The following is a 23,997-nucleotide window of genomic DNA, read 5'->3' as shown; positions in this document are numbered from 1 at the left end:
GTCCATTTCACGCCGATTATTCCAGCCCCGTTTGCCAATGGTAAGTACATGAGCGTCTTGGTGAGGTAGGCAGAGCTTCAGGGGCTACCGTGTATCTATGCCGTAGCCCCGCCGATGCGATCGCGCACGCTCCTATGCCATTGTTACCGCTCAACATTTGAATTGCGCTGCCTGCAATGCGATTGTTACTCAACACAATGTGATTGTGAGTCAATGCAATACCAATGTGAGTTGATGCAATGCCATTGCGACCCGATGCAATGCCATTGCGACCCGACACAATGCGATCGCGACCCGATGCAATGCGATCGCGCCTGTTCCTTTAAGAATTGGGCAGTGCCAAGGGAGTTGCAATTAAATAACACCCCAATGGGATGCATTGACTTATCAGCCCCCTAAATCCCCCATTCTGGGGGACTTTGACAGGTTCGGAAGTCCCCCAGAATGGGGGATTTAGGGGGCGGTTCGGGGCGTTATTTAATTGCAACTCCCTTAGGGGGCTGATAAGTCAATGCATCCTATTAGGGTTTTATTTTCACGCAACTCCTTAGCAAAAGGATGAGAGCAAATCATACTTTTGTTAAGGAATACCAAAAGTTCAAACGCCCTAACCAAATCGACCCTCGACATAATCCCGCGTGCGCCCATCGATCGCCCCTTTAAAGATTTGAGTTGTGGTGCCAAATTCCACCATTTGCCCAATCTGGCTTTCATCAGTGCTAAAGAATGCAGTGTAATCAGAAATGCGCGCTGCCTGCTGCATATTGTGAGTCACGATCGCGATCGTTAACTCCGAACGGAGCGAATGAATTAACTCCTCAATTTTTGAAGTGGCGATCGGATCAAGCGCCGAACACGGCTCATCCATCAACAGCACCTTGGGTTTAATTGCCAGCGCCCGCGCAATGCAAAGCCGCTGCTGCTGCCCTCCCGAAAGCCCCAACGCCGACTTATTCAAATAATCTTTCACCTCATTCCACAGCGCCGCACCCACCAGCGCCGACTCTACCACTTCATCCAGCGCCCGCTTTGGCAGAGACTCCGACACGCGCACCCCATACGCCACGTTATCGTAAATGCTCATGGTGAAAGGGTTAGGCTTTTGAAACACCATGCCAATTTGACGACGCAACCGATTAATGTTGACCTCGGGGCTGTAGATATCTTGTCCAAAAAACTCTACTTTCCCCTTCACTTTTACCTGAGTTTCTAGCTCACCAATGCGATTCAGAGATTTGATAAAAGTTGATTTGCCGCAGCCAGAAGGGCCAATAATGGCGGTCACGTGCTTCTGGGCAATGGGCATCGTCACCCCTTCTAGCACTAAACGAGTGCCATAGGAAAAGCTCAGGTTTGCCACCCGCATTGCAGCAGGGGCATCAGAATAGAGGGATGTGGAATCATCAGGTTCAGAATAAGGCATTAATCTATAGCTTTTTACGAGTGAGCAACCGAGCAGAAAGATTGAGTAACATAATTAGCCCAAGCAGCACTAGAGCCGCCGTCCAAGCCATATTATATTTTTCAACAAAACCTGAGCTGATGTAGTTATAAATCAGGACAGAAAGCGAAGACGTGGGGCTGAGTAAATTGTCAAACCAACTGGTGCTAAAGAGCGCCGTGAAAATCAGCGGTGCAGTTTCGCCAGCCGCACGGGCGATCGCCAGCAAAATACCCGTCATAATTCCCGGCAATGCCGACGCTAAGACCACCTTAAACGTCGTCTGAAACCGACTTGCCCCCAGCCCTGCCGAAGCCAACTTTTGCGCCGTGGGCACCAACAACAACGCCGATTCAGTTGATAACACCACAATAGGCAACATCACAACCGCCAGCGCAAAGCTACCCGCCAACGCCGAAAATTCTTTAGTCGTCAGCACAATCACACCATACGCGAACACGCCCACGACAATAGAAGGAACGCCGCTAAGAATGGTCACAACAAACCGAACAAAACCCGCGATCGCCGATCCTTGGCTAAACTCCGCTAGAAAAATCGCCGTCATGATGCCAATTGGAATACTAATTAAAGAGGCAATTCCAACCATCACTGCCGTGCCAATAATAGCATTACCAAACCCATCCGGTTCACCCACTGACCCGGTAGGCGATGGCAGCGTAGTAAAGGTTTGCCAATTTAATTGGGGCAATCCTTGTTGCAGAATTGAGAACAAAATGGAAAACAGCGGCAGAATGGCTAGAGCCGTTAGAAGCAGAGCGATCGCCGTCATGCCGTAGCTAAAAAGCTGTCGTTTAATCGGCAAGTCTGCCCTTAAATCTTCTTCCAGGGAAAGGTTTTCTTCTGAAGTGGTTTGCATCTTTATCGCTGCTCCAAGGTTCTAACAATCATGACCGCAGCAATATTGACAAGCAGCGTCAGCCCAAATAATGCTAACGCCAAATACATCAGCGCCCCAATGTGCAAAGTATCCAATGCCTCAGCAAACTGATTTGCCAAAACCGAAGGAATCGTTGCCCCTAAATTCAGCAATGACACCGTGAACTGCGGCGAATTTCCAATCACCAAAGTCACTGCCATCGTTTCTCCCATTGCGCGCCCTAACCCCAGAGTAATTGCGCCCAGAATACCGGGTGCTGCGGTCGGCAAAACGACTCGAAACAGCGTTTCCCAATGAGTAGAGCCTAGCGCCCTGGATGCACTTCGGATCTCTGTGGGGATCGCGGTTAACACATCTCGGCTAATGGTGGCGATCGTCGGCAAAATCATGATGGCAAGAATCACGCCTGCTACAAAAATGCTGCCCTGTCCACCCGTTGGTTCTGTTCCAAAGAGAGGAATCCATCCTAGGACTTTAAATATCCAAAGTTGAACGGGATCAATAAAGGGAATCAGAACAAAAAATCCCCATAAGCCGATAATGACACTGGGAATTGCGGCGATTAATTCAACTAGCGCGGCAAGGGGCGATCGCACCCAGATTGGCAGAAACGTTTCGCTGGTAACTAACGCAACGGCGATCGCAATAGGAACGCCAATCACTAACGCAATGATAGAAGTCATTAACGTGCCATACACGTAGGGCAACGCTCCAAATACTAGCGCTCCAACATCCCACGTTTGACTCAAAAAAAAGCCCAGCCCAAACGTTTGAATGGCTGGAATGGCTGCACTGAGAATAACCCAGGTCATCCAAAACAATAAAAACACTGTGCATAAAGCAAAGCCTTTAACTAGCCAAGTAAATCCTCGGTCTAGCTCAACACCATCAGGAGTGGTGATATCAATTTTCAATTCAGATGAGTCGCTCATGATTTCCTTCGTTTTCTCATTCCCAGCCACTGGCTGGGAATGAGAAATATTACTGACCTACAGTGACTTCGCTATTCACTGTTTGGATTGCCCTTTGAGCAATGCTTTCAGGAACTTTGGTGTAATCCAATTCATTGTTGAGCTTCTGCCCTTCGGTCAGCATCCACTGCACCAGTTTCTTCACGCCATCGGCTTGTTCAGCGGTGGCATACTTCTTGTAAACCATGATCCAGGTTAACCCAGCAATGGGGTAACCCTCTTCGGGGTCGTTGGCAAATACGCGGAAGTTATCGGGGTAAGTCAAACTGGCTAGCGCAGCCTCAGTTGCCTCTAAAGTAGGAGCAACAAAGTCGCCCTTCTTATTTTGAACCGAAGCCATGGTCAAATTAGCTTGCTTTGCAGTCGCTAATTCAACATAACCAATTGAACCCGAAGTCCGTTGAACTTGCGCTGCAACCCCTGAATTGCCTCTGCCTCTAATTGGATTAATCGTCCAGTTAGGGGCAGTACCGACTCCAATTCTGCCTTTGAAGTAAGGATCGACGGCACTGACGTGATTGGTAAATACAAATGTGGTGCCGCTGCTGTCTGCCCGAACTACGGGCTTGATGGGCGAGTCGGGTAGAGTAACACCCGCGTTATCTGCAACAATCTTGGGATCATTCCAACGGGTAACTTGACCAGAAAAGATGCCGCCCATGACTGCGCGAGAAATTTTCAAGTTGGTCACTCCGGGCAAGTTGTATGCCAGAGTAACGGCTCCACCTGAGGTGGGAACGAGAATAACGCCCCGGCTCACTTGCGCAATCTGAGCATCGGTCATGGCTGCATCACTAGCGCCGAAATCAACCGTACCCGCTACTGTTTGACGAATTCCAGCACCGCTACCCACTGCCTGGTAGTTGACCTGGAAACCACCCGTAGCCGTTCTAAAATCTCTAAAGTAACGCTCATACAAAGGTGCAGGAAAAGTTGCCCCTGCTCCATTCAAGGTCAGTGCTTGGGCGATCGCCGCCAGCAGAGGACTCACTGTCAGCGCTGCTGCAAAAGCTGTTACAGCAACCGTACGACGGAAGGCACGCGCAGAAACTATCATTATTTATCCTCACTCCAGGTGCACAAAAAATCTTTGAATGGCTAAAATAATCTAACCGTTACAAAGTTACCTCTGTAACGGTTAAGCATAATTAATCGACTGATTAAATACTGTTTAAGATTATTTAAAATAATGACGAAGAGGGTTTAAATTTCTACTTCTTACTGTTAAGTAGTCTCTGGTTGTTATCGTTTATTTAAAAAACAGTTAAGAATATATTAAGTCGCTTATTTGCTACTTACCGTTTTTTACTTCAGAACTAGAAGCTTTCACTAGAGAGGCTTTACAGAATCTTTGACAGTAGCTCCGCCCAAAATAAAGGGTTTTGCTTTACTATGTCATAGACAGAAATACGATAGAAATACGTAAGTCTCGGCTATAGCCTAAATATAGATTCTTACGCCTTTAAGCTACGTCTATCTCATTGACTTAGTTAGATTCTACAGTTGCTTTTTTACTTCTAATTTCCTATCTCCTACCCTCACTCCCCATCTAACTATGTCTTGGTCTTATCCCTTAAAGAATGTGCAACTCGAGAAAATGCAGATTCCTTGGCGATCGCTCATTCGCCCCATGTTTCTAGCCTCAGTGGGTTTGCACGCCCTAATTCTATTCTTTCCAACTGGGTCTGAAAAGCCCATAACCGAGAAGCCTAAAGAAGAAGAAGCCATTAAGTTAACGCAATTAGCACCTAAAAATAACACTATCGTTCGACCAGCGCCTAAAGTCGCAGCAGTCAAGCCTCGCGTTGCAGTGAGATCATCCACTGTACCCAGAACAACCCTCCCGGTTCCAGCAGCACCCTCACAGGCGTCGACTCAGCCTGAGGCGGCTTCCAAGCCCGACACGGTCGACCCATTTGACAAGGTTTTTGACTACCCTGGTGCCGTTGCAGGGTCGTTTGATTTGCCTCCTGCCTTTGATCCCTTCAGCAAGAAGACAACCGATCCGCTTGCTAAAGTCGAGGGCTGGTTTCAACAACAACTTAAAACCAAAGGCTTTGTTGTGCAATCTACTGAGGCTGCTGCAACCGGACGAGCCGTTTATCAGATTTCATCAAAAGACGGTCAAACCAAATACTTAACGCTCATTCCTAATGCCGCCGGAGCCGGAACTACAATTCTGGTCAGCGATGCGCCCCTACCGAAAGATTTAGTGGCTGCGGGTCAAAATGTGGTTAGCCCTGAAGAACAAAGCTTTTACTCCGACCTGACTTCAGTTGTCCCGATCCCCGATGTTGAGGTGAGCAATGGCTGGGAAGAAATTGATAATCCTAATTTGCTAACTGAGCCAGCTTCGTTCTACGCAGAAGTACTCAGTGAAGCAGATTACCAGCAAGGGGGCGTTGCAAAGCTGTTACAAGGCGTGGAACGGGCAGTCATTGCTTCTGGGCGATCGCCAGATGATGCTTATGCCGATATTGCTCCAAGATTAGAGGTAGCATACTATCAGGTGACACCCAAAGGAACGTATGGGGGTGGCTCTCTTTATCAAATTAGCCGGGATGGGGTCACAGGATTCTTAAGTATTGTGCCGACAACAAATGGCTCAGCAGCAATAATTTTCTGGAGTAAGGCACCAAATTAGGGCTTGAAATCTAGTTCCCCTTTCCCTTTAAAAAAAGATTTAGGGTGAGGTTTAATCAGATAATGCAGCGAGATAGACCTCTCCCCAACCCCTCTCCTGAAGGAAAGGGGCTCCGAGCAAATTTATCGTTTAGCAATGTTTAGTCCTTTGATCGCAAACTAGCTGGCTGCTGGTTCGGTGGGTTGCTCAATTCCTAGAAGCACGCGATCGCCGCCAATATCTCGCAATGTCCTTAACAAATCTGCCACTGCCTTAAAGTCCAAACGGCGATCGGCTTTCAGCATTACTACGCCTTCAGGGTTTTCAGTGAGAAAATCGCCGACTTGCTTTGCCAAACCATCTTGCGTAATATGTTGCTTGCCAATAAAAGCCTGTCCTTTATCGCTTAATCCCACAACTAGCTTTTGCTGCGGAGCTTCTTCCTCTGGGTCTTGCTCCGATTCTTCAGCCGTAGACTGCGGTAAGTTGATGCTTAAAAGCTGCTGCCCCGTCAGAGACATAGAGATGATGATAAAGAACGTCAGAATGGTCATTAACACGTCCATCATCGGCACAAGATTAATCTCGGGTAGCTCTGAGCTTCTGTGGCGATCGCGGCGGTTTCTAGAGCGCATGGAAGAACCTTTGGGTAAGCAGCATTAATCGAGGGCAAGGGAAACGCGATCGCCCCCTACGCTTTGCATTTCGCCCAAAACCCGAATCACCTGTTCGTAAGGCACTTGCGGATCGGCGCGAAGAACGGCAAAACCTTTGGGGTTTTGAACTAAATAGGTTTTAACTTGGGGCATAAGCTGGGGGGGCGTAACGGGCTGGTCTTTGATGGTTAACCCCTGTTTTGTCATTTCCACCACGAGGGGGTCTGGCTCTTTTTGAGAAGGCGACGGAGTAGGGCTTGCATTGCTAGGCAATTGCACCTCCATCGTTTTATCAATTGCCAACGTCATTGATACGATGATGAAGAACGTCAAAACGGTCATCAGCACATCTAACATGGGTACCAAGTTCATCTCTGGCAGTTTGTTAGAATCCCTGCTTTTCTTAAGTCTCATCAGCGTTCAGTGCCTACTGCAACAGATGAGGGGGCTGGTAAGTTATCGGCAGGATCTTGAGAAGGCTCATACCATTCCTGGCGATAAATTAACTCTAGCTCAGAACCCACTTCAGAAAAGTAGTCCATTTGATTAGATTGCAGAGTCACCAACACTCGAAAAATGACCAAAGCCACGATCGCCACCATCATGCCAGCGGCTGTAGTCAGCAACGCTTCACCAATTCCAGCCGCCGCCTTAGTTGCCTGATCGCCACTGCCACCGCCGCCAATATTGAGGTTAGAGAAAGTCGCAATTAAACCGGTCACTGTTCCTAATAATCCTAAAAGAGGTGCTATTGCAATGACGGTTTCTAAGAGCTTATCGCCCTTGCGCATTTGAATAAATTCTTTGTCAGCAGCGGCTTCCATTGCCAACCGAAAAGTTTCTGGTGTAGCTTGCCTCAGCTTTAAGGGTGCCACTAAAAACCGTCCAATTGGCAGATCTTTCTCTCGCTCAGCGATCGCCCTAGCCTCAGCTAAATCATAGTGCGCTGCTTCCAAAACGCCCCGAACAATTTTGTCTTCTTTAGTCAGTAATCGATACCAAAATCCTGCGCGTTCAAATCCACAAGCAAGCGCCATGATCGATAATCCCGCCATCGGAATCATGGTAGGACCACCCGTTTTCAAAAATTCGTATACGTTTGACATGAGGTAAGAGTTAAGGGGAGAAATACAGCAGGAGTGAACGCGCTACATCGCTAGCAAAGGGGCAACAACCATTCCTCCGTTAGGATAACTGATACCTCTGAGGGGGCTGGTTAACAAATGATAGCGAGAATAGTAATAGAAGGTTAAGGTCGATATTTTTCTGATGAAATAGATATTTTTTTAATGAGATTTAGGTTAGGAGTTAATCAAATCCATCGGTTGCATTAGGTGCATTCAGTAAGTCTTCCGCGCTTTTGGCAGTGGGAGAGGGAGCCGTAGACACCGGGCTAGGAGCGCTGGAATCAGTTGCAGGAGTCTTGGCAGCAGCCGATGACCCTGGTAGCGCTGCTCCGGGTGAAGGAGAAGTGGCGATCGTCTGGATAGTTCGATATTGCTGCCAGTTGACATTACCCTGTGCATCGACTTTGATCACCAGCTTATCAATCTGTCCTTGCGGACTAGTCAATTTACCGTTGGTCACTTTGCACTCAAAACTATCTCCCGGTTTAGTCGAGCGATATTGCCGGGTGCCAGTGCTGCACTTGATGGTAGGCTCAGCACCAATTTCAGTGCCTACTTCTTTTTGCAGGCGCTTTTCCAGTCGCGGTAGATTTAGCAGCCCACTAGAGTTAAGGACTTCCCACTTTAATTTGCCTGCCTCATCTTCTTGTTCAACGGCTACCACAAATTCACCCTGCGGCAGCAGCGTTCCCTTGCACTGAAAAAATGTATTCTCAGCCTTGGGTAAATCTTTGGGGCAGGCGACGGCTTGGACGATAATGCCGCCCTGTTTTTCAAGTTCTGTTTTAATAGAAGTCTCAAGAGCGCCAACCTCCAGGTTATTGCTGCAAGCGGTCAGACCTGCAAAGATGCCTAGCAGCAGAGTTGGAAGTTTTTGAGAAATTGAAGTTGCCGTCGTTGTCATTGTGGAATGATTCATCAGAAAAGATATCACATAAGTCCGCTTTGTTAAACGCACTCTAAACAGTAGCGCTTTATCTTAGCTAGTAGCAACTCCTAATGGGTGTATTGTGGCTAACAAGCGATCGCTTTTAAACCCCCCATCTTATCATTGTCTCAAGTGCGCAATTCCAGTATTCTTAATGCGCCTAAAGTCAGACACTAGAAGCTCTGGCGTTGCTAAATCGCGGGATAAGAGTTTAGTTTTCCTTCAGGAGAGGGGCTTTAATTTAGATTCATACTTTCATCCAGCAATGCCGAAGCTCTGAATAGGAAAGCTAATTTTTTGTAGTCAGCGATATCAACTGCTGCTTGGAGAGGGAACACTAGCCCCACAAGTTTTTCACGGGCTGTTCAAATTCTGCCATGATGCACTTTCCTCTCCCCATTGCCCAACATTTTTCTGGCTTGAAACGCGTTCATTGGCAGCTATGGGCTGCTGTTTCTATCATGCTTCCAGGGAGTGCTGCTCTTTGGGCATCGACGCAGCTTTTTTGGCTGCCTGATCTGCCTAACTGTTGGGTGATTTCTTGGGCAGATGCCTCCTCGGCAACTCGCCTCTACTGCGCTCAAGAGTTGGGTAACCGCCAAACCCCCGAAGATTTGCATCAGTCTATTCGTTTGCTCAACAGTATTGCTCTCGAAGATCCTTTGCGTTCAGAAGGCGATCGCCTCATTGAACAGTTTTCTCAAACGACCCTCCGCCTTGCTGAAGCGGCTTATCAAGATGGCGACCTGAATTTTGCCGTCAACATTGCCCAAAAAATTCCACGGGGCATTTGGACGTATCGCCTCGCCGAGCGTAACATTGACCATTGGCAAACAACTTGGGCAAAAGCCGAAAGCCTTTACCAAAAAGCTGAAGAGCAAATTGAAAAACGCCAGTGGTATTCTGTCCTGACCCTGGCTAGAAAGTTGCTACATCTTGATAATCGCTATTGGGAAACAGTGAAATATGCTGAACTAATGCGATCGCTCCAATTGGCAAAAGAAAGCAGCGAATGGCAAGTCACCTCGACTCATGTTATCAAGCCTAAACCCGATGCACTCAAAGAAACGATCAACAAGCTTCAGTACTCGCAAGTTGCCCAATCTCAGGCTCGTCTTCAAAAAGCTAAATCTTTCGCCCAATCCAGCGACCCATCTGCCCTCAGAAATGGCATTGCCGAGGCGCAATTTGTCTTCTATGGCACGCCTCACTACGAAGAAGCACAAGCACTGATTTCAACACTTCAGCGCCAAGTCGAAACCCTAGAAAATCGTCCGCGCCTCGATCGCGCCACCAGCCTTGCTAGCAAGGGCGATCCTGAATCCCTTCAAGCTGCTATTGATGAAGCTCACGAAATTACCTGGGGTAGTGCTCTCTATGAACAGGCGAATGAACATATTAACGAATGGCGCTATCAACTTTATCAAACTGGAGTCAAAGCTCGGACTGAACAACTTAATCAATCTGAAGCTGTTCCTAATGATATTCCTAGAAACTTTTCCGGGAATGTTGCCGAGAACTTACCCGAGAACGCTTCTGAAATTATTTCTGAAAGTATTCACGAGTCTTTGCCCTCACCGATCGCATCTCCCGTTCAACAAACATTGACTAACAGCGATCGCCCTTTAGAGAATAATTTAGATGATCCGATGATCATTGAAATCCCTACGCCTATGTCTCCCTCTTCCACACCTTAGTTTTTTAATAACTGGGAGCCGGAACTTCTTTTACAACCCAGCCTTTTGCCTGAAGATCATAAATCTCTTGCTGCCGTTCAGTAAATAGGCGATTGACCGCAGTTAATCGAATTGGCAAGTTTTGCTGCACCTGTTCAGCAGACACGTGATAAGCAAACGTAACTGTTCCTAATGGCTCCAATGCTTTGATCTCTGTGCCCGCATATCCTCCATTGCGACTAGCTGTTACTTCATACACAGGCGGCAACTGAGCAAAGTCTCGGCGATCGAGAGTTTTGCCTGTTTCTGAATCAATCCGAAAGGCTGAAATATTCGTTAACTGCGCTGTCTCATCCTGATCACTTTTAACGGTAATAATTAAATTAGGTTTCGTTGCATCGGTAACACTAGTATCCAAAGAAATGCTGAGATGTATGTCAACACTGTTCTCTCGTTCCGCAACTAACTGATGGTTTCGATCGAGTACTCGGTTGTATCCTTCGCCTTGCCACACACCTTTCCAAAAATAGTGATTTGGATGATGAGGATCTTGAGTTAAATCTGATTGAGAGATATCACTAACGTAAGGATACCGTGTTCCATCTAGTCTTAAATCTAAGGTATCTACGTTATTTACAGCATCGTACTCAAGCTCTGTTTTATACTGAGCAGGTAACGTGTAGGCTGTAACGCCTTCTGCCAGATTCTCAGTCCGCCAGCCTTCAGGTACCGCAACAGTTGTAGAAGATTTTTGGGTTTCTTTGATTTGGGTTTTGGTTACTTCTCCTATCTCATTTAATGGCTGAAGTTGCGATACATTCACCGAATACCAGCAGGCGATCGCCGTTATTGCAATTCCGACTGTAACAAAGCTTGGCTTTATGGGTGCAAAAGCTGGAGAAGTTTTAGACATGGGAAATAGCCCTTGATGGCTCCAAAGGGTTAAGACAAGTAAGAATGGTTGCAATGTTAAGAATGGGCAATCTGTACCCGGCAAAGTTGGCTTCCCTTCATCTTTGCTGATACAGACTACCCGGTAGCAGCGCACTCAACCTGCCGCTGTTATTAGCCATTGTGGAAGAAAGCCCTGCTTCTCGCCATGACCCCCAAGGGTTATTTCTCTGGCTTATTCGTCCACTTTGCCGCGCATCGTCTTAATCTGTCCGCGTTTTGCTTTACTGTCTAAACGCTTTCTCTTAGCGCTTAGACTAGGGCGACTGGGCTTGCGTTTTTTGGTGACAGCGATCGCACTTTTAATTAATTCTTGCAGCCGTCTGAGCGCTTCCTCACGGTTTTGCTCTTGGCTGCGATGTTCTTGTGCCTTAATGACCACTACGCCGTCTTTAGTAATGCGTTGGTCACTTAGCTGCAAAAGTCGTTCTTTGTAAACCTCAGGCAGCGAAGAGGCTTTAATGTCGAAGCGTAAATGAATAGCGGATGCCACTTTGTTCACATTTTGCCCGCCTGCGCCCTGCGATCGAATTGCAGTGGTTTCGATTTCGTGGGCAGGAATTGTTACAGTTTTAGAAATTTGCAGCATAGAGCCATTCTAACTGGGTGACCTCTCATGTTCAGAAGTCACGATCGCTGGCTCAGATAAATTTACCAACGGGTCTAGGGAAGGGGCTTCATCTTCTGGCTTTTTGGGTTTGGGCTGAGGCTCAGGTATGGTTTCTGATGAATTCGATTGAGTTGCGGTTGATTCGCTTGCTGAATTTGTCGCCAGATTTGTCGCCAGATCATTCAACGCATCATTGGGTGTAACGAGAGGCGTGAAACCTACCGCTTCTGGCTTGACCCGTTTAATCGGTAAATTTGCAATCAAAGCAGTGGTTCGTTGGTCGCTTTCTAGCGAAAACTCTGATTCATCAGGATCAATTTCTACGTATCGAGCCACAACCTCTAGAATTTCCCTCCGCATCTTCTCAACCATTGCTGGGTTAAGGTCAGAGCGATCGTGCGCTAAAACAAACTGCAACCGTCGCTTGACCGTTTGGCGGCTGTTCTCAGAATTACCGCGAGAGAAAATTCGGTCTAGGAGTTCGCTAATCATGTTGCTGTTGATGGGCATAGGAAAACTCTTGAAAAATGAAATAATAGGAGTGGATAAATATCATGACTTTATCTTTAAAAATCACAGAGACGCTCCCATAGAACGCCTCTGTTGCACTTCACTGTTAGCTTCGCGAACCCTTGAAAAACCGACGAACCCGTGAAAGCAAATCATCAGGCACGTTAAGGTCTAAAAGTGGCACTCGCTCCCCTTCTAAGCGTCGAACAATATTGTTGAGAGCAATACCTGCCAGCGAAGAACCCTCTTGGGCTAGCACCAGCGGTTCGCCTCGGTTGGTCGAAATAATTACTTTTTCATCATCGGGCACCACACCCAACAGCGGAATCGACAGAATTTCCTGGACATCTTTGACCGACATCATCATGTCTTTTTCGACCATGGCAGGACGAAGACGGTTGACAATCAGGTGCATTCGTCGCACGTCGTTGGCTTCGAGTAGCCCGACAACACGATCGGCATCTCTAACTGCCGAAATTTCGGGAGTCGTGATGATAATCGCTTCTTTAGCTGGGGCGATCGCATTTTGAAAGCCCATTTCAATTCCCGCAGGGCTATCAATCAGCACATAGTCGTAAGACTGAGCTAAAGCCGCCACCAGCTTCTTCATTTGATCTGGAGTAACTGCCTCCTTTGTCCGATTTTGGGCAGCAGGCAAGAGGGCTAAATTAGGCTGACGCTTGTCTTTAACCAAAGCTTGATCAAGCCGACATTCGCCTGCTAAAACCTCAACCGCCGTATAGACAATTCGGTTTTCTAGCCCCAGCAGCAAGTCTAGATTTCTTAAGCCAAAGTCGGCATCAATGACTGCTACTTTGCGTCCGCGTTTAGCAAGCGCCATGCCCAAATTGGCTGTGCAAGTCGTTTTGCCAACTCCGCCCTTACCCGATGTAATAACAATTATGCGACTCATGGATTACTGATATGAATGATTGATTTTGGCTTTGGGGGCTTGTTAAAGAAACAGTTTACTTAAACTAAGTCATTGGTCAACTGATTTTTAGAAAAGTCGATCGCCCGCGTGATCCGAATACCGCCGCCGCTAACATGGGCAACCTCAGGATGATACTGGTTGGGCGGACTTTCTGGAGCACGAGCCACAAAATCGGCAATGCGAATTTGGGTCGGTTCCATGCGTAGCGCCATAATCATACAACTCGCGTTACCCGCTGCTCCAGCTTGAACTAAACCTCGCAGCGACCCCCACACCAACACATCGCCATTGGCAATGATACTGCTTCCAGGGTTGGTATCGCCCAACACGACGACGGTGCCCGGATGCCGGATTTCAATGCCCGATCGCAGCGTGGTTTGAATGTAGAGCGGCTCTGCTAAAGCCTGCCCGTTTTCAGTTTGATTGAGGTGCGTCAGGAGAGAATGCTGCTCGACTGATAGTCCTGCGGTGACAGCGGCAACTGCGGTTTGGCGGCGACTGGTATACACGCGCTTTAGCTGAAGTTCGGCATTAGAGAGCGCATCGGCAATGTCTTGAATCTGACGACCATCAAGGAGGCGATCGCGGGCAATGAGATGAACCGGAGTTTGGGGCTGCCAAAACCGCTCTCCAGAATTCAGCCGTTGCTTCAATTGCTGCCAAACCTCCATCCAGGTTAGTGCCGAACCGCCTTCTGTCTCAGACGGCAATAGCAACAGCAACCGCCCCTCCTCTCCCTTAAAACGCACTTGGGCTTGGGGAGGTGCCGGAGTTTGAGGCATTGCCAAGGTGGAATCGGTCACGAGAGAATCGGAGTTCATGAATTAACTGGGTAAGTAAGTATACATTGAGATGTCAAACCCGCCGACGCTAACAGCACACTTCATATTAGTCGGCATGATGACCATCAGAACAAAATTATTGGAAAAATTAGGTTCGCTTTAAGTTCATTTTGTTTTAGGTTTGTTCATGTCTCGGTTGAGAGATCAGACGTTGATAGGCTGCGCCCAAAGCATGGCGATCGCCCACATTTCCTGGAAACAACACAACAGGCAAATTAGGCAACCGATGGTGGTCAGGCGTACACACCACCGACACACCCGGAAGAATTTGCCCCAATAGGCGGGCCGTCGTTAACGCCAGCCCCGTACTCAAAACATCATTTGAAGTAATACCACCCTTACTAATTAAAAACCCAATGTCTTGGGGTAAACCCTTGACAACATCCATTAATAAATCAGAAACGGCTAAGCCAAAATCGAGGCGGGTTTGAACATCATCAAACGTTAATTCATTCCGGCTGGTAAAAATAACTGGAGTTTTGCCTGCGGCATGAATGGCATTAACTTGCTCCAACGTCCGGTCTAGAAGTAAAAGTTTTTCAGAGGAAGGCTTTAATAACTGCGCCACGTTGATCTCAACGGCTTCTGTTCCTGGAAGCTTTAGCAATTCCTCTAGCTGATCAGTCGTTTTTTGAACGTGCGAACCGACAACGACGGCTCCGGGTTTGCCTTCGCGGGTGTAGATTGCCATATCTTCGGGAGCAACGGGCTGGGGCGGCAGATCTGCCAGGGCGGTTAACAGACTAGCGGCGCTACGAAATAGGAAGCGTTTGCCCTGTGCTGCTGCCGCTAGAATATCTGCGGCAAAGTGATTCATGTCTGCCTGGGTTTCTGAATCGACCACGACACATGAGTTATTATGCAGAGCCAGTAATCGTTCCAGCACGCCAGCGCGAATATCGCTGAGCACAAACCGCTCAACCTCGGCGGCAGGAATGCGTCCCTGGGTTTTCTCTTCTACATAGTCTGGCAAGTAGCTGTGGCTGTAGCCAAATACAGAGTCTTCAGCAAATTCTGTTTCATGGACGGGAGTGGGCGCGCCGTTAGGCTTAATCAAGTAATGAATGCTGTTTTTGGTAAACCGTCCGCCCTCGAAGAATGCGGGGGTCAGAAAATGAGCATCGAAAGACCCAAGTTCCTGGGCGATCGCATCCGTCTCTACGGGGTAATGTCCCCTCAGAGTAGAGTCAGAGCGGCTGACTATAAGAAAGTCGGAAATATTTTCAGCGGCGATCGCGGCTTTTAGGTTTTGGCAAACTTCTTGGGTTGTTGCTAGGGCTTGGTCAGCAGGGAGCGATCGGGTGTTGGTCAGCACAAAGAAAATCGGAGCTTTGTCGGCTAGCCCGAGGCGCAGTGTTTCTACATCCCAATGTAAAAGTAACAAACAGCTATGAACCGTTTGCGACCCAGTAGGATCGTCGTCTAGCACGATAATCTTAGGTTTGCTGGTCATTCCCTCATCTCCTCTTAAACATCCAATGGTCTATGATTGCGTTCCTCCATCCTCCCACTTTTCATCCTCCTGTAGGGGTCGTCTATCGGAGGTTTGGTTTGGGTACAATCTCTTTGAGCAAGCGGGAAGCGGCACGAGGCTTGAGATTAAATCTGGAGTTTTGCATTATTTTCTAGGTTTGGAGATATCATCGACAGTCAAAAGCGATCGATCACAAGCAGTCCGCTAGATCTGGCAATTTGTTTACGAGCTTACCAAAGAGGTTGGACAGGAATGGGGCGGCTAGAAAATCTACCCAAAAACATCGAGTCATCCGAAGGTTCGAGAAGTGCAGATGACCTTCTACGAACAATGACCCAGGACTTGCAAGATTTACAGCAAGAAGTGGTAACCCATCTCCAACAAGATGTCCGACGACTTCAGACCGAAAAGTCGCGGCTGATTAACGAAATTGAAAAGCTTCAGAACCAGCATGAAGCTGCTCAGTCTCAATATGAAGTCATTTTGTCGAGACAGCAGCAGGAACAGCAGCAAGTTTGGGCGAAGCAGTTGGCGCTGGCGCTGGCAAATCATTTGCAAGTTGCCCTGAGTCAAAAGCTGCGTCAGGCTGATCCCTTTTCAGACTTACAGGTTTTTTCAGACGTTTCGCCAGCCGATGAAGGCACGATCGCTTCGAGATCTCCGCAAGGCATCGCTTCACCCCAACTCACTGCGATCGATGACACCCTCAACCGGACTTTTACAACCCTACGGAGTGACCTCAACAGTTACCAAAGCTCCTTGTCTCAGCAGATTGACCGAATGCAAAACATGGGAAAACAGGGAGAGGCGATCCTGGAGGTTTTGGTTCGACGAATTAGCCAGCAACTGCAACTAGAAATGGCGCGATCGCAGGGCACACAGACTCAGCTACCGGGCGAAGCCCCAATGCGCCAAAATGAACGGTTAAGTCCCAGCCCCTTAAGTAAGCAGAATCTGAGACAGCGCGTTGACCAGATCTCAAACCATTTTCAGATTCCTAAGCACATTCAGAGATTGGCGGCGGTACCGCAAAAATTTTCGTCGTTTCAGTTGGGGCTAATTTTAATCCTGCTGTCTACGGTGGCACTCTCGTTGCACAACGTGGTAGTAGGAATTGTGGGCAACCCAAGTCAGCTTTTTGGCGTGTTGCCTGTGGGTGGGTTCATTAGCCTCAAGAGTTTAGGGAGTTCGCTACTGCTGTTGTGGCTACGGATGTTGGTCGTTGTGCCACTGATGGCGTTTTGGTTAGCAACAAGGCTGTACAAACCCGTCTGGAAGGATGTTAAAACGTTTTGCTTGTCCAAAGATCGGCGGCTAATCAGCAGCGTGATAGGCAGTGGTTTTTTTCTATTTTTGTCGCAAGTGATGATTTACATTGCCATTGGTCAAGTGGGACCGGGAGTGGCAATTACAATTTTGTTTATGTATCCGCTGGTGACGGTGCCCTTAGCGTGGGCGTTGTTTGGCGATCGCCCTACGTCTCTGCGCGTTCTCGTCATGATCATGATTAGTTGTGGAATTGCCCTCACTACGGTTAAAGCAACTGCATCAAACTGGTCGGGCACAGGCATTAGTGCAGCGATGGTTTCTGGCGTTTGCTTTGCTTTGTATCTTCTCACCATGCAAGTCAGTTTTCGGAAGCTCCATCCGATTCCAGTTAGTTTGATTCAGTTTGCTACTATTTTTGTTCTAAGTAGTCTGAGCTTAATTGCGATCGGTATTGATACTCCACCCAGCAATTGGGCAGGACTTATCGGCGGCAGTTTAATGTTGGGAGGCTTAACCTTAGTCGGCTATCTGCTTAATAATTTTGGTGTTCGTTTCATGGGTGCGGCGCACGCTTCGATTATTGCGGCGAGTGGCCCTGCTTTAACAGCGCTCTTGGCAGTCATCATTAACCCCGGTGAACGCACATTTCTCTCGCTAGCGCAGATTGTTGGAATTTTGGTGGTGACGCTGGGAGTTGTAACACTGAGCTTTGAGAAGATGTTAATTCAACAAAGTAAGCCAATCAGACAAAAAAGGTAATTTTTCGCCGAAATCTCCTCAACATTTCTGAGTCAGTTTTTCTGAATTAACAATTGATAGTTTAGGGTTGCCTGAGCGCCTGACTTCAGGGTACCTTCTACAGGAGCCGCACTTTGAGCCGACGCACTAGCAACAAGCGCCACATAACCCGCTGCCACCGCTAATCCGTGGGTAGGATCATATCCGCGCCATCCAGCACCCGGCAGATAAACCTCCGCCCAAGCGTGAAGATGGCGATCGCCACTATCTGCATCTCCTTCTTGGTAGCCACTGACAAATCTTGCCGCTAAACCGATGGCGCGACACACTTCAATAAACAAAACTGCCACATCTCGACAAGAGCCAATTTGTTGAGACCAGGTGATGCCAGGTGGGAACGGGGTGCCTGTCTCACGGATAGCATATTTACAAGTTGTGTAAATCCGTTGATTAAGTTCGCTTAAAAACGCCAGGGTATTGCCTTCTGCAAACTGCCATAATTCTTGGGCGAGTTGAGTGGCGATCGGGTCGAGGCGATCGGCAAATTGTCCTCCCAGGTAAGCATGAAGTTGGCGGGATAAGGAGATGGGATAATCGAGCGGGAGTTGAGTTGCCCAGGGTTCTAGCAAATAGTCGAAAGGGTTGGTGCGAAAGGTTTCAACCTGGGACAGAGTTTGAATAGAAAGAGAGGTCGTTTCGACTTCTTTGAACCATACTTTGATAATAGAATTACCGTCCAGGTCAACGAGTTCTGAAATGCCGTGGGGATTGGGTGAAACAGTGAGAGAGAATTGGCAAAGTCTTTGTGCTACATCGCTCCGAGGCCGCAGCCGGATCACATGGGGAGCAAGGATGACTGGGCGATCGTAGGTATAGGTGGTGATATGGGAAATTTGATACATCAGATCACAGATTAGCTCACAGATTGCAGTTCAAAAAATGTTTCAAAAATGCCCCGCCCCACCTGATTAAGCTGCATCTGAGTATCATCTAAAAACTCGTGTAACCCTCGCTTAATAATTTCTTCAATGGTAATGAAATCAAGTTCAGATCGGAGTTTTCCTAGAGTTCGATCGGCAGCGTTACTCCAGCGTCCAGGCGTGGTTTCGGTAATTTGGTAAAGAGATTTTTCTGCCTGTAAGAGGCAAAACTGAATCGATCGCGGAAAATCTCGATCTAAAATCAAAAACTTGGCAATGTCTTGAGGGCTAATGCGGTGCTGGCATTTACGATACATTTCATAGCCGCTGGCAGACTTAAGTAAAGCAATCCACTGAAGCTCGTCAAGAGCCGTGCCAATATCTTTGGCAGAAGGCAGCAGGATAAAGTATTTAACGTCCAGGGTGCGGGCAGTTTTATCGGCTCGTTCCAAAAATCTGCCCAGTTGTCCAAAATGCCAGCCTTCATTATGAGTCATGGTCGCATCCATCACGCCCGCAAATAAGTGGCTGGCTAACTTCACTTCGGCAAAAAAGCTAGGAAGCTGTGACAGCGGTGGAGCCTGAGAGATTTCTTTAACCATGAGATAAAACGCATTTACCCGCTCCCACATTTCTGAGGAAATAATTTCGCGTACCGATCGCGCGTTTTCGCGGGCTAGCCGCAAACAAGACGTAATGGAGTTGGGATAGTCGCTGTCAAACGCTAAAAACTGCACCACGTTATCGGCGGTGGCGGTGCCGTAACGCTCCTTAAATAGCTCCAAGTCTCCCGTCGTCATCACCAAGGGTGCCCACTGTTGCTCTACGCCCACAGGCGAATCTAACAGCAAATTCAAATTAACATCAACGAATCGGGCAATGTTTTCTGCCCGTTCGACGTAACGGTTGAGCCAGTAAATTGAACCAGCGACTCGGCTTAACATAGGGAATTTTGGAGTTTAGAGTTGGAAGAGCTATTGAACAACCCAAGTATCTTTGCTGCCACCGCCTTGGGAAGAGTTGACGACTAAAGAGCCTTTTTTGAGGGCAACGCGCGTTAAGCCACCTGGATTGATGTAGATTTCCTTGCCATATAGGATATAGGGACGCAGATCGACATGGCAACCTTCAAAGCGATCGCCAAATAAAGTCGGGACACGAGATAGAGATAACGTTGGCTGAGCAATGTAATTTCGTGGATTAGCCTTAATCCGTTCCGCAAAATTTTCTCGCTCTGAGGCAGTAGCGTGAGGCCCAACCAACATGCCGTAGCCGCCTGAGCCGTCCGCAGGCTTGACTACAAGTTGATCAAGGTTTGCTAGAACATAATTTTGCTGGTCTGGCTCCCAACAAAGATAAGTCGGAACATTGGACAATAATGGCTCTTCGTCAAGGTAGTAACGAATGATTTTAGGAACGTAAGCGTAAATTACTTTATCATCTGCAACTCCCGTTCCTAACGCGTTTGCAAGTGCTACCCGTCCAGCCCGATACACGTCCATCAACCCAGGGATGCCCAGCAATGAATCGGCTCGAAATGTGAGGGGATCAATAAAATCATCATCAATGCGTCGATAAACCACATCGACCCGCTTTAAACCTTTGGTCGTCTGCATTTGCAAGTAGCCATTAGCAATCACCAAGTCTCGGCTCTCGACCAGTTCAACGCCCATTTGTTGTGCCAGAAACGAATGCTCGAAATATGCCGAGTTGTACATTCCAGGCGTTAAGACAACAACGGTTGGATCGGGAAGTCCAAGGGGCGCTAGATTCAGTAAAGTTTCGAGTAAATGACTGGCATAATCTTCGACGGGCTTAATTGCCATTTTGTTGAAAACGAGCGGAAAGGTGCTTTTCATCACCCGTCGATTTTCTAATACGTAAGAAACACCCGAAGGACACCGAAGGTTATCTTCTAGAACGTACCATTGACCATCGCGATCGCGGATTAGATCTGTTCCGGTAATATGACACCAAATTCCCTGGGGCGGTTGCAAACCCATGCACGGCTTAAGAAACCCCGTTGCAGAATAAACTAATTCTTCAGGAATCACTTTATCTTTGAGAATTTTCTGTTCGCCATAGATATCTGATAAAAACAAATTAAGTGCATGAATTCGTTGCTTCAAGCCTTCCTCTAGGCGTGCCCATTCTCTCGCCGCCAAAATGCGAGGCACAATATCGAAAGGAAAAATGCGTTCTGTCCCTTGGTTGTCACTATAGACATTAAAAGTAACGCCTAACTGAAAGAGCGCAGTCTGTGCCGCCCGTTGACGCTGTTGAAGCTCTTCTATAGAGAGCGAATTAATCCGCTCGATCAGAGGAACAGCCTCTGCCCGGGGCTGACCACTTGCCAAGAACAGTTCATCGTAAAAATCGCCTGGTTCGTACTGCTCAAATCTCACGGTTTGTTCCCGAGCATTGCTTTCGCTAAAAGCATATAGAGGATGGTAGAAGACAGTATGTATTACAAGATACTGTTTTTTAGTGCTGTGCCTCTCTGTTGTTGCCAAGAAAAACTCAACTGTTAAGGGTTGCTCAGTGATTGACGTAACAGTTTCTAGGGCAAAAGATATGAATGATCCGGCTAATGAGTTACGATAAAACAAAAACTAGGTAACTGGGGTCGCGTTCTCAGACATTTGGCGATCGCAACTTTTTAGAGCAATTCACTGAGGCAACTCTCGCTACAAAGAACCTGGGTGTTTTTCTGCTACTGTTTGAGCTATTGCAGCTTAGACTGTAGAATTTCAGAGTAATTTCTGATCTGCCTCAAACGAATGTCATTTAGTGAGGAGCGCTCCCCCTTTTACCACTGAGCTACCATTCGATGTAAAGGCTAACCTGCATCTACCCAAGAGTAAAAATCGAGCCAAGAGTGAAAATCGAGCCAAGAGTGAAAATCGAGTAAGTAAGGAGCTAAGTGGTGACGATTGCAGCAGAGCTACTTCCTGGAACCTTAGTGGATCGTCGCTATCGCATTCAGCGCGTTTTGGGACGGGGCGGTTTTGGACGAACCTATTTAGTTGTAGACAAGTGGCGTTTTGGTGAACTCTGCGTCCTCAAAGAATTTGCCCCTAGCAACCGAGGTGATGCCGTTGTTACTCAAAAGCTTCGAGAATTATTCCAAAGAGAAGCCACCATTCTCCACAAGCTCAACCATCCCCAAATTCCTAAGTTTTTAGCAGTTTTTGAAGAAAACAGCCGACTCTTTATCGTTCAAGAATATGTCAATGGCAAAACCTACTGGAATCTGCTGCGAGAGAAGCATCAAAACGGCACCACCTTCACCGAAACTGAGATTTTGCAGTGGTTGAAGGATCTGCTGCGGGTGCTGGCATATCTGCATCAACAAAACATTGTGCATCGCGATATTTCTCCCGATAACGTCATGTTAGCCCGGGGGAAGAAGTTGCCGATTTTGATTGATTTTGGTGCAGTTAAGCAGGCGGCAACCCACTTAAATCAATCCCATACCCCTGCCGATGGGTTGATTCAAGCTTCGGTGTCTGTTGGTAAATCGGGCTATGCGCCCTATGAGCAACTGCGGCTGGGGCAATGTTCGCCTCGGAGCGATCTCTATGCAGTAGCCGTGACCGCAGTGGTATTGCTCACCGCAAAACCGCCCAGCCAACTCATTGACCCCAATTCTTTAGAGTGGAAGTGGCAAACGTTGGTCAAGCTTGATCCCGTTCTGATCAGGATTTTAGAAAAGATGATGGCAGAAAAGCCAAAAGATCGCTATGCCTCGGCAAAAACCATTTTGAAGGATTTACAACAAGTTCATCCAAACGCCGAAGCCCAGTCTGAGCGCATCTCCAAAAACTTATCTGGATGGGTACAGGCAGATACTCACGTGCAGTCTCAGCATCTAGGTTTGCTTCCTTCCCGACCTGCACAAACCACACGATCGCAAAAATCTTCTGCGGTCAACAGGTCTAAAATCTCTCGGAAACCCAAGCTTTTTCCTTCTCATCCCAATGTCTTTAAAGTCTCTAAAGCCCCCAAAGTGATGGTTGGCAAAATTGGCACATCTGAAGAAAAGTTTTTTCTGACCTGGAGCAAACTGCTCATTGGTGGCTGTCTGGCACTCTTGCCACTGGGCGGAATTTTAATTGGAGTGCAATCTTCTTATATTTCGGCGGTTTGCCAGACTTTAGATAACTGTGCAAACAATCAACAGGCAGAGTTGCTTTACCAACAGTCTGTTAGGCAAGCCACGACAGCACAAACTCTTTCAGAAATGGCAAAGAATTTGCCTGATCTGAAACTTGCCCATCATCAACTTTCGGCGGCTGTTGCACAACTCAGTGGCTTGGCTAATGACAGCAAGCTGGCTCCCATCGTCCAGCAAAGGTTAGCCCTTGATCGCGGTCACCTAGACTATCTGGAGTCTCGATTAGAAAAAGAATCTAAAGCGGCTGAGTTACTGAGTCGTGCTAAAGCAGAGGCTCAGAAGGCAACTGAGCTAACGACGATCGCTCAGAAAACTCAAGACTATGAAACGGCAAGGCGGCAATGGGCTAAAGCATTAGCAACCTTACAAGCTGTTCGACCCTCGACCTTTGCCCAAAATCAAGTCACCGCGCGATCGCAAGAATACACTGCCCGTCTCGAAACCCTTGATTTGCGCATTGCTGCCCTTAAACCTCAAGTCATTGCCCAAACCCCAGCCAATCCTTTTCAGCCCCTAGTCAATGAACCTTTAATAGAGCCAACCGTCGCTCCACGTCGCATTGCTCAACCCCCCCTAATTTCCCCCCCTGAGCAAATCGTCTATGCCCAGACAGCGGCTATTCCCCGAACTGCCCCAACTAGAGCAATCGCCCCTAGAACGGTGGCGCTTCCAGAACGAAGTCAGCGTCGCACCACCCAAAGAAGTGCACCCGTACAATTAGCTCAAGCCCCTAGTGCCAGCCGTCCACCTCAGGTTACCCGCCCCCCAGCGATCGCCTCTTCCCAACCTACACGCCTCCAACCTACACGCCTCGTGGCAACGGCTCCACCGCCCACCCTCAGCCCAGATATAGCGCCACAAACTTTGTCACAGCAAACCTTAAACAACGTATCCATTCAGCTTGACGACGCGAGAGTTTCGCCCAACGGGACAGTTGCCGCTAACTTAGTGGTCGAGAATCATAGCGATCGCACCTTTGGCTTTGTTCCGCTTTTTGCCGAAGTCGAAGATGCCAACGGCAACGTTGTCCGCTCCCGAGTTCACTTTACCAACAGAGAAGACGGCGTAGCCGAACCGGGAGAAGTCTTATATGGGCAAGTTCACATGTTTAATCGAGAGTGGAACTCATCTGGTTCCCAAAATCTAGCGCTCGTTATTCAAGAAGGAACGACTGGCAACCGTAATTTTCGTCTTGTCTTCTAGGCTCTTTTCTCAATATCCACTCGATATCCAATAGAAAGCTTTAACACGC

The 23,997-nt window shown here is 47.8% G+C and carries 23 protein-coding genes; 4 read left to right on the top strand and 19 right to left on the bottom strand.

Translation table 11 applies throughout. From position 1 onward, the window contains the following. Window positions 1-16: 16 nt before the first annotated feature. The 6 genes from KME11_12350 to pstS all read right to left on the bottom strand — a co-directional run bounded on the left by KME11_12350 (window position 17) and on the right by pstS (window position 4,367). Window positions 17-214, bottom strand: a complete 198-nt coding sequence (locus KME11_12350; protein ID MBW4516001.1) for a hypothetical protein — start codon at window positions 212-214, stop codon at window positions 17-19. Continuing rightward, a complete protein-coding gene (locus KME11_12345) occupies window positions 211-354 on the bottom strand; it encodes a hypothetical protein (GenBank protein MBW4516000.1) in 144 nt (47 codons plus the stop codon). The genes KME11_12350 and KME11_12345 overlap by 4 nt, the downstream gene beginning before the upstream one ends. 253 nt (window positions 355-607) lie before the next feature. Next, entirely contained in the window at window positions 608-1,366 is a 759-nt protein-coding gene (gene pstB / locus KME11_12340; protein MBW4515999.1) for a phosphate ABC transporter ATP-binding protein, read from the bottom strand. Window positions 1,367-1,427: 61 nt separating this feature from the next. Next, on the bottom strand, window positions 1,428-2,318 hold the full coding sequence (gene pstA, locus KME11_12335; GenBank protein ID MBW4515998.1) for a phosphate ABC transporter permease PstA: 891 nt from the start codon (window positions 2,316-2,318) through the stop codon (window positions 1,428-1,430). Between the two features lie 2 nt (window positions 2,319-2,320). After that, entirely contained in the window at window positions 2,321-3,271 is a 951-nt protein-coding gene (gene pstC / locus KME11_12330; GenBank protein ID MBW4515997.1) for a phosphate ABC transporter permease subunit PstC, read from the bottom strand. A 49-nt stretch (window positions 3,272-3,320) separates the two neighbouring features. Then, window positions 3,321-4,367, bottom strand: coding sequence for a phosphate ABC transporter substrate-binding protein PstS (gene pstS / locus KME11_12325; protein ID MBW4515996.1), 1,047 nt, complete (start codon window positions 4,365-4,367; stop codon window positions 3,321-3,323). Window positions 4,368-4,865: 498 nt separating this feature from the next. Here pstS and KME11_12320 point away from each other — a divergent pair, with 498 nt between their 5' ends. After that, window positions 4,866-5,954, top strand: a complete 1,089-nt coding sequence (locus KME11_12320) for a hypothetical protein (GenBank protein MBW4515995.1) — start codon at window positions 4,866-4,868, stop codon at window positions 5,952-5,954. 158 nt (window positions 5,955-6,112) lie between these two features. On the opposite strand, the gene KME11_12315 is transcribed toward KME11_12320, so the two are convergent. The 4 genes from KME11_12315 to KME11_12300 form a co-directional block, all read right to left on the bottom strand. Beyond that, entirely contained in the window at window positions 6,113-6,568 is a 456-nt protein-coding gene (locus tag KME11_12315; GenBank protein ID MBW4515994.1) for a biopolymer transporter ExbD, read from the bottom strand. 24 nt (window positions 6,569-6,592) lie between these two features. Then, complete coding sequence (locus KME11_12310) at window positions 6,593-7,003, bottom strand: biopolymer transporter ExbD (GenBank protein MBW4515993.1); 411 nt, start codon at window positions 7,001-7,003, stop codon at window positions 6,593-6,595. Beyond that, window positions 7,003-7,695, bottom strand: a complete 693-nt coding sequence (locus KME11_12305) for a MotA/TolQ/ExbB proton channel family protein (protein MBW4515992.1) — start codon at window positions 7,693-7,695, stop codon at window positions 7,003-7,005. Before KME11_12305 ends, KME11_12310 begins: the two co-directional genes overlap by 1 nt. 202 nt (window positions 7,696-7,897) lie before the next feature. Next, a complete protein-coding gene (locus KME11_12300) occupies window positions 7,898-8,635 on the bottom strand; it encodes a DUF4333 domain-containing protein (GenBank protein ID MBW4515991.1) in 738 nt (245 codons plus the stop codon). 386 nt (window positions 8,636-9,021) lie between these two features. Here KME11_12300 and KME11_12295 point away from each other — a divergent pair, with 386 nt between their 5' ends. Continuing rightward, a complete protein-coding gene (locus tag KME11_12295; protein ID MBW4515990.1) occupies window positions 9,022-10,341 on the top strand; it encodes a hypothetical protein in 1,320 nt (439 codons plus the stop codon). Window positions 10,342-10,345: 4 nt separating this feature from the next. On the opposite strand, the gene KME11_12290 is transcribed toward KME11_12295, so the two are convergent. The 6 genes from KME11_12290 to KME11_12265 all read right to left on the bottom strand — a co-directional run bounded on the left by KME11_12290 (window position 10,346) and on the right by KME11_12265 (window position 15,620). Further along, window positions 10,346-11,233: a hypothetical protein gene (locus KME11_12290; GenBank protein MBW4515989.1), complete on the bottom strand. Its 888-nt coding sequence runs from the start codon at window positions 11,231-11,233 to the stop codon at window positions 10,346-10,348. 213 nt (window positions 11,234-11,446) lie between these two features. Beyond that, window positions 11,447-11,860: an aminoacyl-tRNA hydrolase gene (arfB, locus tag KME11_12285; GenBank protein ID MBW4515988.1), complete on the bottom strand. Its 414-nt coding sequence runs from the start codon at window positions 11,858-11,860 to the stop codon at window positions 11,447-11,449. 9 nt (window positions 11,861-11,869) lie between these two features. Next, entirely contained in the window at window positions 11,870-12,373 is a 504-nt protein-coding gene (gene minE, locus KME11_12280; GenBank protein ID MBW4515987.1) for a cell division topological specificity factor MinE, read from the bottom strand. Between the two features lie 124 nt (window positions 12,374-12,497). Continuing rightward, window positions 12,498-13,304, bottom strand: coding sequence for a septum site-determining protein MinD (gene minD / locus KME11_12275; GenBank protein MBW4515986.1), 807 nt, complete (start codon window positions 13,302-13,304; stop codon window positions 12,498-12,500). Window positions 13,305-13,363: 59 nt separating this feature from the next. Next, window positions 13,364-14,146, bottom strand: coding sequence for a septum site-determining protein MinC (minC, locus tag KME11_12270; GenBank protein ID MBW4515985.1), 783 nt, complete (start codon window positions 14,144-14,146; stop codon window positions 13,364-13,366). 136 nt (window positions 14,147-14,282) lie between these two features. After that, window positions 14,283-15,620 carry a four-carbon acid sugar kinase family protein gene (locus tag KME11_12265; protein ID MBW4515984.1) on the bottom strand — a complete coding sequence of 446 codons (1,338 nt, stop codon included), beginning with the start codon at window positions 15,618-15,620 and terminating at the stop codon, window positions 14,283-14,285. A gap of 273 nt (window positions 15,621-15,893) precedes the next feature. On the opposite strand from KME11_12265, the gene KME11_12260 reads away from it, so the two are divergent. Then, window positions 15,894-17,669 (top strand): EamA family transporter, encoded by a 1,776-nt coding sequence (locus tag KME11_12260; protein ID MBW4515983.1) that lies wholly within the window; start codon window positions 15,894-15,896, stop codon window positions 17,667-17,669. 32 nt (window positions 17,670-17,701) lie between these two features. Here the strand turns inward: KME11_12260 and KME11_12255 are convergent, their stop codons facing one another. The 3 genes from KME11_12255 to KME11_12245 are packed head-to-tail and all read right to left on the bottom strand — an operon-like array spanning window position 17,702 to window position 20,973. Then, window positions 17,702-18,553, bottom strand: coding sequence for a transglutaminase family protein (locus KME11_12255; GenBank protein MBW4515982.1), 852 nt, complete (start codon window positions 18,551-18,553; stop codon window positions 17,702-17,704). Between the two features lie 8 nt (window positions 18,554-18,561). Then, window positions 18,562-19,512, bottom strand: a complete 951-nt coding sequence (locus KME11_12250) for an alpha-E domain-containing protein (GenBank protein ID MBW4515981.1) — start codon at window positions 19,510-19,512, stop codon at window positions 18,562-18,564. A gap of 30 nt (window positions 19,513-19,542) precedes the next feature. Beyond that, window positions 19,543-20,973 (bottom strand): circularly permuted type 2 ATP-grasp protein, encoded by a 1,431-nt coding sequence (locus tag KME11_12245; GenBank protein MBW4515980.1) that lies wholly within the window; start codon window positions 20,971-20,973, stop codon window positions 19,543-19,545. Window positions 20,974-21,494: 521 nt separating this feature from the next. Here KME11_12245 and KME11_12240 point away from each other — a divergent pair. Beyond that, window positions 21,495-23,948, top strand: coding sequence for a protein kinase (locus KME11_12240; GenBank protein MBW4515979.1), 2,454 nt, complete (start codon window positions 21,495-21,497; stop codon window positions 23,946-23,948). The last annotated feature ends 49 nt before the right edge of the window (window positions 23,949-23,997 follow it).

This window comes from Timaviella obliquedivisa GSE-PSE-MK23-08B (genome assembly GCA_019358855.1).
GTDB lineage: Bacteria > Cyanobacteriota > Cyanobacteriia > Elainellales > Elainellaceae > Timaviella > Timaviella obliquedivisa.
Note: the sequence above shows the minus strand (reverse complement) of the source record. Positions and strands in the feature narration are given on the sequence as shown.